This window comes from Halomonas alkaliantarctica (genome assembly GCF_029854215.1).
Classification (GTDB): Bacteria; Pseudomonadota; Gammaproteobacteria; order Pseudomonadales; family Halomonadaceae; genus Vreelandella; species Vreelandella alkaliantarctica_A.
Genome location: NZ_CP122961.1, coordinates 233,388 through 246,334, shown reverse-complemented (window position 1 = coordinate 246,334; position 12,947 = coordinate 233,388). Strand labels below are relative to the sequence as shown.

The following is a 12,947-nucleotide window of genomic DNA, read 5'->3' as shown; positions in this document are numbered from 1 at the left end:
TCGCCGTCATGGAGATTAGAAAGAACTATTTCAGTTGGCAGTCTGCAAGCTCGGACTACTCAAGCGTAATAACTCGTTACTGTCATTCCTTAGGTACAAGGTCAGCCGTGTTCTGCTGGTACTGACGGGGCGTCATGCCCTTTAGCTCACGAAAGTGACGGTTGAAATTGGATAGGTTGTTGTAACCAACCTCGAAGCATATATCGGCGATGGACTGCCTACCTTCAAGCAATAGGCGGCAAGCGTGCCCGATGCGGATCCGCCTGAGGAAGGCAACGAAGGTGTCGCCGGTGGCGTGCTTAAAAAAACGCGAAAAGGTAGAAGGCGTCATGCCGTTATTCTTAGCCAGTGTCGACATGCGCAGTTCTTCATTGAAGTGGTCGTGAATATAGCGCAGTACGGCATCAACCTGTTCGGAGGAGGCACCCTTAGCATCCAGGGCGTACCCACGACCAGCCAGGGTATGATATTCACTTTGCGAGAGGCTGCGCAAAATGGTCAACATGGTCAGTAACCTACCGGCATTGTCCTGCTCGCCCATCCTGACCAGAAGCTCGGCACAGCGCGCTGCAGCTTCACCCTCGAACTCCACTCCCAAGGCCGAGTTCTCAATGAGCGTCGACAGGCAGTTGAGCTCCGGGCAGAGCGCCATCATGTGCTCCAGCCACTCACCCTTGAACTGAAGGACGACGTCACGTCCCTTTATGACTGGCTGCACGTCATTGAGCTCGCTAAACCAGGCGTGCGGCATATTCGGTCCCACCAGCACTAAGTTACCGGGTTCGAAGCGGCCGATATAATCCCCTACAAAATAATACCCCGCCGAATAACGGATGAGATGTAACTCGTATTCAGGATGGTAATTCCAGCGGGCAATAGGGGCGGGGAAATCATGGCAGTGCCAGTAGAAACTGAATTTCGGATCCTGACTGATGCACTCGAAAACAGGCGCACCGAGAGGCGTATTGTTGAGATGCGAAGTCATCATAGTTTATCAGTGCCTCTTTCCGCTATCAGCGATGTCTGGATAAGACACCTATGCCTGATCTCTTACTATCCTGAATTAAAGCAAGCCGCTGGCCTTTTATACTTTGGTCACAAAACGTCTTTCCCCTCCTTAAATCAGTACTCAAATCTCATAGAAATCGCTATTTAAAACAGACAGTTAACTGCCGCGCCGAGAAAGTCTGCAAAAAAGTATCATTACCAAGAAAATTATAGCCTAGCGGTTTTTTCCGCATGGCGCGTAGATTTGTTGTAAGCCTAAAGCGAGGTTGGCTAGACCCATGAAAGGCCGGTTCTCGCCCATTTTTAATACGATCCGAGAATAGCGTCATGAAAGCAAAAGCTCTGGTGCTGGAGAAGAAACACGAACTGTCGTTACGTGAGATCGACCTCCCCGATCAGCTCGGCCCGGATGACGTTCGCGTGCGCATCCATACCGTCGGCATCTGCGGTAGCGACGTGCATTACTATACCCACGGCCAAATCGGCCCCTTCGTTGTCCGCGAGCCAATGGTACTCGGCCATGAAGCATCGGGCGTAGTGACTGAAATCGGCCGTAACGTAAGCCACCTTCATGTGGGCGAGCGGGTGTGCATGGAGCCTGGTATCCCCAACCCCAGCTCGCGCGCCGCCAAACTGGGTGTCTACAACGTCGACCCCAGCGTCCGTTTCTGGGCCACGCCACCCGTACACGGTTGCTTAACCGCCGAGGTCGTCCATCCAGCAGCGTTCACCTTCGCACTTCCCGAGTCGGTTTCCTTTGCCGAAGGGGCCATGATTGAGCCGTTTGCGATCGGCATGCAAGCGGTCATTAAGGCGCGCATGCAACCGGGCGACGTCTGCGTCGTGACCGGTGCCGGACCGATCGGCCTGATGGTCGCCCTGGCTGCGATTGCGGGCGGTGCCAGCGAGGTGCTGGTCTCCGATTTGGTTGAGGAAAAGTTAGCGATCGCGGCCCACTATGATGGCATCACGCCGGTCAACGTTTCACGAGAATCCCTGCGAGAAGCCGTCGACAAACGTTGTGGCCACGACTGGGGGGCCGATGTGGTGTTCGAGGCCAGCGGCAGCCCTAGCGTTTACGATGACATTCTGGCCTGTGCCCGGCCTGCCGGTGCGATTGTGCTGGTTGGCATGCCCGTCGATCCGGTCACCTTCGACATCGTTTCGGCGCAAGCCAAGGAACTGCGCATTGAGACGGTGTTCCGCTACGCCAACGTCTACGATCGGGCGATCGACCTGATCGCTTCGGGCAAGGTAGACCTCAAACCACTGATTACGGAGACCTTTGATTTCGAACAAAGTATCGATGCGTTCGAACGTGCTGCAAGCGCACGACCCAATGATGTCAAGCTACAGATCACGCTTGATACCTAAACCCGCCAGACCTGAACCCAAGAGAGGAAAACAACAATGACCCAGTTCAAGCGTCGCGACATATTAAAAGGAATGGGTGGACTCGCCGGCCTATCGTTGATGGGCGCAGGCCCACTGCGCACGGCTCTAGCCCAAGGCATGGCCAGCGATGAGGCTTGGAAGCAGGCCAGTGGCACCACCATCCAATTCATCTCCGAGAACACGCCGCCGACCACCGCCATCGCCGCCAACCTGGCGTCTTTCCAGGAACTCACCGGCATCACCGTCAACATCACCGAAATGCAGCTGGGTGCCCTGGTACAGAAAGTTGCGCTGGACTTCGGCGCTGGGCGCAGCGCCTTCGATGTGATCTATGCCGATCCTTACCAAGTACTCGCGCCATATCACCGAGGCCTAGTCGATCTCAATACCTTCATCAACGACGACCAGCAGCCGGTCGTGCCCCAGGGTATTGAGGACTTCATTCCCTCGCAACTGGCCGCCGCGGGCCGTTTCAAAGACAGCGAAAGCCTGTATACCCTACCCTACGACTGCCCGACGATGATTTGGATCTACCGGCGTGACCTGTTCGAAAAATACCACGACCAGATGCAACAGGATCTCGGCTTTGACCCAACCCCGTCGGACAGCACCACCTGGGAGCAGTACTACCAGATCGCCGAGTGGTTCAGTAATGGCAACGCCAGCGAGGTTCAGTACGGCACCGGTCACCAGGCCCTACAGTACGATTCGCTGATGTGCGACTTCTCCAATGTGCTGTTCGCCTACGGCGGAGATTACTTTGCCAACGGCCAGCAGGTCGGTCTACTCGGCACCGACTCCCCTGGCGAATGCCAACTGACCAGCGAACCCGCTTTGGAAGCCGCGCGCTTCTACCAGAAGTTGCTCAAGGTCGCCCACCCCGGCAGCACCAGCTGGGATTGGACCGGCGTCGCCAACGCCTTCCAGAACGGCGAGTTCGCGATGATGCCAGAGTGGCACGAGTTCGCTGGCTCACTGGAAAGCTCTCCGCTACAAGGCAAAATTGGCTACGCCCCGCTGCCTAAGGGGCCAGCGCGCAGCGCCAACCTGTGGGGCGGCACCGGGATCGGAATAAACGCCAACGCATCGGCCGAAAAGCAGAAAGCAGCCTGGCTATTCCTGGTCTGGGCGACCTCACCACAAACCCAACTGATGGGGCTAAAGAGCGAGGTCGGCGGCGGCACCCCGACACGCCAATCGGTTTATGACATGCCCGAGGTCAAGGCCGCCAGCACCCCGCCCACCGACATGCCCAACATGCTCACAGCGGACACCATGCTGACCGCCTGGCAGGACGATCACATCGGCTTGAGGCCCAAGATCGCTCAGTGGAACGAGGTCGACACGGTGATCTTCACCGAGCTTTCCAAGATGCTGGCGGGGCAGATGTCTCCAGAGGAAACTATGCAGAGCGCTAAGCAGCGCATTGACCGCATCGTTGGGGCGTGATCCATGGCGCTGACGACCGGAAAACCCTCTGCGCAGCGACAGGGATTTGAGCTGGCGATGATGTCGCCAGCACTCTTTCTACTCGCCCTGATCACGCTGGTCCCGTTCTTCTCGATCATCTGGATGAGCTTCAACGACGTCAGCCTGATGGGCGGTCTGGCCTTCGAATTCTCGGGCCTCGAGAACTGGAAGCGGGTGTTCACGGACCCCGACATTCGCTCCAGCTGGCTGATCAGCCTAGTCTACTTCCTGGCCACGGTGGGCCTAGAGATGGTAATCGGCACGGTGATGGCGCTGCTGGTTTACAGCCTGACGCGGGGCAGCAACATCATTATCTCGATGCTGCTGATCCCGATGTTCATCGCGCCGGTTATCGTCGGGCTGCTAGGGCGTTTCATGCTCGACCCTAGTCATGGCCTGTATGCCTGGCTGCTAAATGAAAGCGGTCTGTTCGACGGCAACATCCTGGGCAGCGTCGGCTCCGCGATGGTTGCGGTCATCCTCATGGATGTCTGGGAATGGACCCCGCTGGTCGCGCTGATCGTCCTGGCGGGGCTTGCTTCAGTACCCGAAGACACCCTGGAAGCGGCCGAGATGGACGGCGCCAAGTACAGCCAGAAGCTGATCTATATCATTCTGCCATCGATCTCCAACATTCTACTGGTGGCGCTGCTGATACGCGCCATGGACGCGATTCGTTTCTTTGCGATCATCTTTATCACCACCAACGGCGGCCCTGCGGATTCCACCAAGATCATACCCATTAGGCTCTACGATATTGCCTTCCGGTTCTTTGATCTGGGCTATGCCGCCGCTGTGGGTATCACCATGCTGGTGTTCTCGATCATGGTCGCTACGGCATTCACGAAACTGCTCAAACGCCAGGAGACGAGTTCATGAACACCTCCAAACGCTGGCTGCCCCTCACGTTCAAAATCGCTCTGCTAACACTTCTGCTGTTATGGACGCTGATACCCATCGTCTGGATGGTGCTGTCCTCTTTCAAACCAAACGACATCATCACCGCCAGTACGCCACACGTTTTCTTTACCCCAACCTTGGAGCATTACACCTCACTGTTCAGCAGCGGCAACAGCCTCTGGCCTTACCTGCTCAACAGCCTGTTCATCGCCGGCGTCTCGACGCTGATCGCCGTAGTGCTCGGCTGCATGGCCGGCTTCGGGCTGTCACGGATAAGAATCAAGGGCAAGCAGCACTTGGCCTTCTGGATTATCAGTACCCGTATGGCGCCGATCGCCGCGGTCATCGTGCCGCTGTACCTGCTGTTCCGTTACCTCTACCTGCTCGACACCCACGTCGGTCTGATCGTCGCCTATCTGAGTTTCAACCTGCCGTTCGCCATCTGGCTAATGACCGCGTTCTTCGACGATCTGCCTCCCGACCTAGAGGAAGCGGCGATGATCGACGGCGCCACCAAGCTCCAGGCGTTCCGCTACGTCGTGCTGCCACTGATGACCCCTGGGCTGGTGACCACCGCCATCCTATGCTTCATCTTCGCCTGGAACGATTACGCCTTCGCCCAAACGTTTTCCGGGCCCAGCACGCAGACCATTCCCATCGCCGCAGCGCAGCTGCTGACCCAGACTGGCATTGATTGGGGCAAGCTGCTGGCGATTGGGACCATCGTGGTCTGCCCAATGGCGATTGCCGGGCTGCTGGTCAAGCGCTGGCTGGTCAAGGGGTTGACCCTGGGCGCTGTGAAATGACCCCTCCCCTACAACAGCGACCAACGGCCTTACAACCCTGAATTCAGGAACAACGGCTCTACAATAAACAGGGAGACAGCCATGAACGTGATGTCACAGTTCGATCTCAGCGGTAAGGTCGCAGTCGTCACCGGCGGCAACGGCGGGCTCGGAGAGGCATTCGCCCATGCACTGGCCCAGGCCGGCGCTCAGGTCGCCATCGCCGCCCGTGGGCAAACGCGCAGCCTGGAAGTGGTTAAGGCTCTGCAGGACTCGGGGCATCGCGCCATGGCGGTGGAAGTCGACATTACCCAACCCGAAGCGGCTGACACCCTGCTCGACGAGGTCGAGGCCACCCTCGGCCCGGTCGATATCTTCCTCAACAACGCCGGCGCCTGCCATCACGCTCCGGCGCTGGATGTCACCCCGGAGCGCTGGCAGGACATCTTCGATATCAATGTGCATGGACTCTGGTACTGCGCCCAGGCTGCCGGACGGCGGATGCAGTCGCGCGGCGGTGTGATCATCAACATTGGCTCGATCTCGGCGATGATCGTCAACCGACCACAGATGCAGCCCGCCTACAACGCCTCCAAGGCCGCCGTACATCAATTGACCAAGTCACTAGCCGCGGAATGGGCCCCTTACGGTATTCGCGTCAACGCGCTAGCTCCCGGCTACGTCAAGACCAGCATGGCGCCGGTCGACAACCCCAGGTTCAAGCCACGCTGGATTGACGACGCACCCATGCAGCGCGCAGCCACTCCCGAAGAGCTCGGCCCCACCATCGTCTATATGGCCAGTAATGCATCGAGTTTCATGACCGGCTCCATCGTCGTGGTGGATGGCGGCTACACCCTCTGGTAAACACAATTCGAGTAACCGCCCGACCCGCAAGGAACCCGACATGGCAACGCTACAACTTAACAACATCGTCAAAGACTTCGGCGGCACCCAAGTCATCAAGGGGGTCGATCTAGAGGTCAAAGACCGCGAATTTGTGGTCTTCGTCGGGCCCTCGGGCTGCGGCAAGTCGACCTTGATGAGAATGATCGCCGGGCTCGAGAGCACCACTAGCGGCGATATCTCTATCGATGGTGAGCGCATCAACGACGTTGGCCCAGCCGACCGCGGGCTGGCGATGGTCTTCCAGAGCTACGCGCTTTACCCGCATATGACCGTCGAGGACAACATGGGCTTTAGCCTGCGTCTGGCCAAGGTGACCCAGGCCGAGCGTCGCGAGAAAGTCCTCGCCGCCGCGCGCATTCTGCAACTCGAAGAGCTTCTCGACCGCAAGCCCCGCGCGCTGTCCGGCGGCCAGCGCCAGCGCGTGGCGATCGGCCGGGCAATCGTGCGCAACCCAAGCATCTTCCTATTCGACGAGCCGCTATCGAATCTCGACGCGGCGCTGCGCGTACAGATGCGCATTGAGCTGGCGCGGCTGCACGAGGAGCTCGACGCGACGATGATCTACGTCACCCACGACCAAATCGAGGCCATGACCATGGCCGACAAGATCGTCGTGCTGCAAGGCGGCGTGGTCGAGCAGATCGGTTCGCCGATGGAGCTCTACCATCACCCACGCAACCGCTTCGTGGCGGGTTTCATAGGCTCACCGAAGATGAACTTCCTGGATGTCGAGGTTCGCGGGGCTGACGCTGAGGGGGTCGACGTGGTGCTGCCCGGCGGCGATTGTCGGGTTCCGGTCGAGGGCAACGGTATCAGCAGCGGCGACACGCTGACGCTGGGCGTCCGTCCAGAGCACCTCACGATTGATGATCAGGGGCCGTTGACGGGCAATATTGTGGTCATCGAGCGCCTTGGCGGAGCGACCACCCTCTATCTAGAGAACGCTGACAGCCAATGGACATTGGTAGCCGACGGCGATGTCGCTAACCGGGTGCACGATCAAGTACGCTTTTCCTTCGATCCGGCCTGCGCGCACCTTTTCAATGGCAGCGGCGAGGCATTGCCCCAACGACACCGCCATCCACTGGTCGCCATTGACCGTAAGGAAAACCGCGCACCGCTAGCCTGAAGGTTACTGCTAAATTTACCCCACCCGGTGCTGCTTGAGCACGGTGAGGCTTCGCTCTTCTTCACTTAGCTGTTCTTCGCTGTACGGTTGGGAAGGCATCTGGCGGGTGCCGACAAGGACGTACCATTCTGCCTCGGAAAGGCAGGTTTGGCACCAGCGTCCCAGTGCAGCGGCGCTCTCTTCACGGCTAGACTCACCGCAGCGGTAGTCGTTTGCTAGGTGAAGGAGGTCTTGACGGGCGGTACGCGCACGGGCATTGCCACCGTGCACTTTTGCCAGCGGGCAGCGTCGGTCATAGGCGGCGTTGGTTAACGCGTTAAGCCAACGCTCCAATTCATGTGCCTGAATTCCACCATACACTGCCACGCTTGAGCTCCCTGCCCCGTTTAAAGGGCGATAGCCTGCCCGATTTAGGGGCCGCTGTCACGGTTAACCTGTACCCTTGTTTAGATGCTGTTCCAGACTTTTTATGAGGCCTGTTCAAAACCTTGTAACACGTTGACTACATTGACACCTATTTCATCTACCGCATAGCCCCCTTCCATCAGAAATACGCAAGGCAGACCTGCTTGTGCCAAACGCTCACCTAAGGCGATGAAATCAGCGCTGGTAAAGGTGAAGGCACTTATTGGATCACCTTCAAAGATATCGACCCCTAGCGAGACAATCAGACACTCACACTCTGCGGTGTGAATTTTCGCCAAGGCCTGTTCAAGTGTGGCCATCCATGTGGTGACACTGGTACCTGGGGGCAATGGGTAATTGACGTTAAAGCCCTCGCCTCTTCCTTCGCCGTTTTCATCAGCGTAGCCCAAATAGTAAGGAAAGGTGACTTCTGGGTCGCCGTGCAGCGAGATAAACAGCACATCGTCACGTTTGTAGAAAATTTGCTGAGTGCCGTTGCCGTGGTGGAAGTCAACGTCAAGAATGGCGACCCGGCGCTTGCCTGCATCCAGCGCTCGTTGGGCAGCAATGGCCGCATTATTGAAGAAACAGTACCCGCCAAACTGATCAAAAGCGGCATGATGACCTGGCGGTCGGCAGAGGCCAAAACTGGGCTCACCGGTGTGTAGCGTATGTTCTACCGCGCCTAACGCCACGTCTTTACTCGCCATGGCAGCTTCAAAAGTACCTTCTGAAATCGACGTTTCTGCTGCCAAAGCGTAGTAGCCTAACTGTCCACTGATAGAGCGCGGAATGCGGTCACTGCGCATGGTGCGGGCTGGCCAAATATTGGGAATCGCCTCACCCTCGTGTCCGGCTGCGCCCCACGCTTTCCAACAGTTGGCTAAAAACGTCACGTAGTCCTTATCGTGTACCGCTAAAACAGGCGCCAACCCATAGGCGCTGGGGGTACGAATATCGCCAAGGCCGGATTGGCGAAGATGCTTAAGCACTAGATCAAGGCGTTCGGGGCACTCAAACGGGGTCACCAACGCGCCGTCGTGTAATTCCGTGCGCGCTTGGCGCAAACGGCTGTCCTCTGAGTAAAACGTCAGCATGCGGGTTCCTTAAACTACGCCTAACGGAAAAATTACTAGTTAGCTTCTAAGTGTACAGGCCACTGCTTGGCCCAGCGGCGCTTTTGGCTCGGCGTTTGTTGCTTTAACTGATATTCAGCCCGGCTTGCGGCGGCGCGATCTTCAAACGGTTCGGCGCCCAGCAGTGCAACGGGAGGATTCGCACGGGTATAACGCGCCCCTTTGCCTGTGCAGTGTGCTTGATAGCGCTTCGCAAGGTTATTGGTAATGCCCGCGTAGGTGCCGCGCTGGCACTCTAATAGATAAACATACCATTGATTTTCAGCAAGCTGGCTATCGCTTGGCGAGCTAGTCACTCGTTTGCCTCGTAATAGGGACTTGAATCGGTCGATAGCGAAGCAATAAAGTTTTTCAATGCCTCAATTGACATCGGCTTCGCTAGCCCAAAACCTTGAAATACATCGCATTGATAGGCCATTAAACGTAGATGTTGCTCTTCAGTCTCGACGCCTTCCGCTACCACTCTTAGCCCCAGGTGGTGCGCCATGGAAATAATGCCTTGCACGATGGCGGCATCATCGCCGCTATGGATAAGCTCACGGATAAAGCTACGATCTATTTTTACTGTGCTGATCGGCAGGAGTTTTAAATAGCTTAAGCTTGAAAATCCGGTGCCGAAATCATCGATCGATACGCTTATCTGCATACTCCGCAGCGCTTGAAGGGTATCAATCGCGGCTTCGGTATTATCCATCAGGATTCCTTCGGTCAGTTCTAACGACAACTGTTCCGGCGGCAAGCCAGTGTCTAACAACGTTTGACGCAGCGTGGTCAGAAAACTAGCACGGTTAAATTGAAGCGGTGATAGGTTAACAGCGACTTGAACCGGCCCCAACCCGCCTAGGGTTAACGCCTGCATATCTAGGCAAGCACGTTTAAGCACCCATTCACTAATCGGTATGATCTGGCCGGTGGCCTCAGCGAGCGGTATAAAGCGTGATGGTGAAATCCAACCTTTACTCGGGTGCTGCCAGCGTAGCAAAGCCTCAACGCCCGCCAACTGACCACGCTGGTCGATCAATGGCTGATAATGCAGCTGGAAGGCCTCCCGCTCGATGGCTTCTTGCAGGTCATTGCGTAACACCATCCGCTCGCTGACTGAGTCGGTAAAGGCCTCGGTAAACCACTCATAGGCGTTGCGCCCCTGCTGCTTGGCTTTGTACATCGCCATATCTGCCTGCTGAATCAGCATTTGCGGCTGTAGGGTAGTGTCTTGACTGAGCGCAATGCCAATACTGGCAGTGAGGTAAAGTTCTTGTCCATCTAGGCAATAGGGTCGCGCCAATGTCGTTAACATGCACTCTACACGTTCTACGACCTGCGCTTCTTCTGCGATATCGGTAAGTAGCATCACAAACTCATCGCCACCTAGCCGCGCCGCTGTATCTTTTGGCCCTAAAGTAGCTTGCAGGCGCCCAGCCACCTCGGTTAATACTCGATCCCCTACGGCATGGCCGAGGTTATCGTTTATTGGTTTGAAATCATCCAAGTCAACAAATAGCACCGCTAACCGCAGTTCGCCTTGCTGTAAAAGGGTAAATTGCGCCAGCAGCTTATCTTCAAACAGCGCACGATTGGGTAAACGAGTTAAATCATCATGACTGGCATGATAAGCCAAACGCGCTTCATACGCCTTGTGTTTAGAAATGTCGTGTTGAACCCCCACAAAATGGGTAACGCGCCCCTCTTGATCACGCACTGGAGAAATATATAAATCGTTCCAAAAGGGGGTTCCATCTTTACGATAATTGCAAAGGGTGACGTGAACATCACGCTGTTGAGCAAGGTGGCGACGAATTTTCGCCACGCTTGCAGGGTCGCTATCTCTGCCCTGCAGAAACCGACAGTTGTGACCGATAACATCTTCCTGCGTATAGCCCGTCATGGTGGTAAACGCCCTGTTTGCATACAGGATTGGCATATCAGGCAGATTGGCATCCGCGATCAGTACCCCGTTAACACTCGCTTCAACACTGCGCTCTAAGGTTCGTAATTGAGTTTGCTGCGCGCGGCTGACCGTGACGTCCTGGGCAATGCAATAGATGCCGACAACGTTGTTATTGATGCTAATCGGTAAGGCAATCAAGTCTAAAAGATGGGGTTCCCCGTTGCGATCAACAATAGAAAGCTCAAAACGCGTAATCTTTCCCTGGATGGTCGCTTGAAAATGCTTACCTACACGCTCCATGTCGTCTGTATTAATAAAATGCGTAAAATGCTGGTCTAAGATTTCACGATGCGTATAGCCGGTGATGGTAACGCAACTCGCATTAGCGGTAACAAAGCGGCCTTCTCCATCGAGTGAAAACACCGCATCAGGGTGATGGGTAAAAAGCGAGCGATAACGTTGCTCACTCTCTTCCAGTGAAAGCTGCGCCGCTGTTAACTCTCGAGTACGTGCAATACCCGCTTCCACCAAACCTAAACTAAATGCCAATAACCAGCTGAGCAGCAGCCCTCCCATGGCAACGGTAACGGGCATAAAGCTCATCATATACCAGTTATAGTGGGCCCCCGGGTAGGCGTGTAATGTGAAGTTGACGCCTCCCGGCAAACCAGCGCGCCGCGATGCCAGCGCCATATCTGGCGTTAACACAGGGTCAGCATTAAACCCTGCCGGGTGCAGTATAAGCAGCGGCTCTGAGCCACGATTAATGCTGACTTGAAAAGGTCCTAGCGCCATTCGCAGCTCATTATTGAGCATTTGCGAGATATCGAACGTCGACAGTAACTGTTGGTTACTTCTCTCGGTAAGAATAGTCAGCAGTATCCGCTGGGGGTGACCCGCATCTGGCATCATTAAGCGTGGCCGGCCAAGCGGAACGCCCAACCAGTTAGTTACTCGCGGCTTGGTTATTTGCTGTTGAAACCACATCTGCTCCTTAGAAGTGCGAGCGATCGACCACACGCGTTGTGTCTCTTCATTGAGTAGCATTATGGCTTTTAAGCTGGGCATATCGTCGAGATAGTTCTGGGCATCTTGGGCCAATAAGGCCGCGTCAACATTGCCTCCCGCTGCATCCAATCGCTTGGCCATACGCTCCATCTGGTCTAAACGGGTACGCATCGCCTGTTCGGCACTGAGCTGGACATTATCCAGTAGGTACATGGCTTGTTGATGCGTGGCTGAATGTTGCTGCATGCTGAGTAGCAGCCACACAATGCTACTAATCGCCACGCCTGTCACCGCCGCAACGAAAGCCCAACGGCCTGGATTAAGGCGTTCTGGTTGTTGGCGCCTCCCAATCGCGACCAAAGCGGCCCCAAGCAGCATAGCGAAAACCACCACCGCCACAGGTGATGAGGAAAAAAGTGGGCTATCTACTTCGACGCCACTCCATAAACGTGCAATGACTAAGCCTGCAAAGAGCCATAAAACAATGCCAGTCACCAGCCATAGACACCGGCGCCTAGAGGTGGCAAACCCAATCAATAAACACAGCGCCACTACTAGTAGCATTAAAGCGGCTATTGAAGTAATCCGCAGCTGGCCGGTTAACCATGATCCTTGTTGCCCTCCCGCCCATTGATTGTGCACCAGGGTATACACCAGCACGACCATCAATAAACAAGCACAGAGCAGGCGCAGCGTCCGCCAATGCTGCAATGCTGCCAGCAGGCCGATACCTAACAGCAACGTGATGAGGGCAGCGTCCGGCACCAATGACACTGCGAACAGCGAGTACTGAGCACCAATTCCAAACACTAGCCCCGCCACCCCCATAAAAAGTAGCGCTGATGCGACCATTAAGAGCAGTGTTTCCAACGCCAAATCTCGGCTATTAATTGGCATGTGCTACGGAACTCCTA

At 55.9% G+C, this 12,947-nt stretch carries 11 protein-coding genes; 6 read left to right on the top strand and 5 right to left on the bottom strand.

The features are described 5' to 3' along the window. Positions 1-82 precede the first annotated feature (82 nt). Positions 83-988, bottom strand: coding sequence for an AraC family transcriptional regulator (locus QEN58_RS01210; protein ID WP_280105402.1), 906 nt, complete (start codon positions 986-988; stop codon positions 83-85). A 347-nt stretch (positions 989-1,335) separates the two neighbouring features. Here QEN58_RS01210 and QEN58_RS01205 point away from each other — a divergent pair, with 347 nt between their 5' ends. From QEN58_RS01205 to QEN58_RS01180, 6 genes are all read left to right on the top strand, one after another. Beyond that, positions 1,336-2,382, top strand: a complete 1,047-nt coding sequence (locus tag QEN58_RS01205) for an NAD(P)-dependent alcohol dehydrogenase (RefSeq protein ID WP_280105401.1) — start codon at positions 1,336-1,338, stop codon at positions 2,380-2,382. Positions 2,383-2,418: 36 nt separating this feature from the next. Beyond that, complete coding sequence (locus tag QEN58_RS01200) at positions 2,419-3,852, top strand: ABC transporter substrate-binding protein (protein WP_280105400.1); 1,434 nt, start codon at positions 2,419-2,421, stop codon at positions 3,850-3,852. 3 nt (positions 3,853-3,855) lie between these two features. After that, the gene (locus QEN58_RS01195; RefSeq protein ID WP_280105399.1) at positions 3,856-4,752 is read left to right on the top strand and encodes a carbohydrate ABC transporter permease; all 897 of its coding nucleotides are present in this window, start codon (positions 3,856-3,858) and stop codon (positions 4,750-4,752) included. After that, positions 4,749-5,579 (top strand): carbohydrate ABC transporter permease, encoded by an 831-nt coding sequence (locus QEN58_RS01190; RefSeq protein WP_280105398.1) that lies wholly within the window; start codon positions 4,749-4,751, stop codon positions 5,577-5,579. The genes QEN58_RS01195 and QEN58_RS01190 overlap by 4 nt, the downstream gene beginning before the upstream one ends. Positions 5,580-5,660: 81 nt before the next feature. Next, positions 5,661-6,425, top strand: coding sequence for an SDR family oxidoreductase (locus tag QEN58_RS01185; RefSeq protein WP_280105397.1), 765 nt, complete (start codon positions 5,661-5,663; stop codon positions 6,423-6,425). A 40-nt stretch (positions 6,426-6,465) separates the two neighbouring features. Next, on the top strand, positions 6,466-7,596 hold the full coding sequence (locus QEN58_RS01180) for an ABC transporter ATP-binding protein (RefSeq protein WP_280105396.1): 1,131 nt from the start codon (positions 6,466-6,468) through the stop codon (positions 7,594-7,596). Between the two features lie 15 nt (positions 7,597-7,611). Here QEN58_RS01180 and QEN58_RS01175 read toward each other — a convergent pair whose 3' ends face one another. The 4 genes from QEN58_RS01175 to QEN58_RS01160 all read right to left on the bottom strand — a co-directional run bounded on the left by QEN58_RS01175 (position 7,612) and on the right by QEN58_RS01160 (position 12,930). Beyond that, a complete protein-coding gene (locus QEN58_RS01175; protein ID WP_280105395.1) occupies positions 7,612-7,962 on the bottom strand; it encodes a hypothetical protein in 351 nt (116 codons plus the stop codon). Positions 7,963-8,063: 101 nt separating this feature from the next. Then, a complete protein-coding gene (locus QEN58_RS01170; RefSeq protein ID WP_280105394.1) occupies positions 8,064-9,098 on the bottom strand; it encodes a histone deacetylase family protein in 1,035 nt (344 codons plus the stop codon). Between the two features lie 35 nt (positions 9,099-9,133). Then, entirely contained in the window at positions 9,134-9,433 is a 300-nt protein-coding gene (locus QEN58_RS01165; RefSeq protein WP_280105393.1) for a GIY-YIG nuclease family protein, read from the bottom strand. After that, positions 9,430-12,930, bottom strand: coding sequence for a putative bifunctional diguanylate cyclase/phosphodiesterase (locus QEN58_RS01160; protein ID WP_280105392.1), 3,501 nt, complete (start codon positions 12,928-12,930; stop codon positions 9,430-9,432). Before QEN58_RS01160 ends, QEN58_RS01165 begins: the two co-directional genes overlap by 4 nt. Positions 12,931-12,947 lie beyond the last annotated feature (17 nt).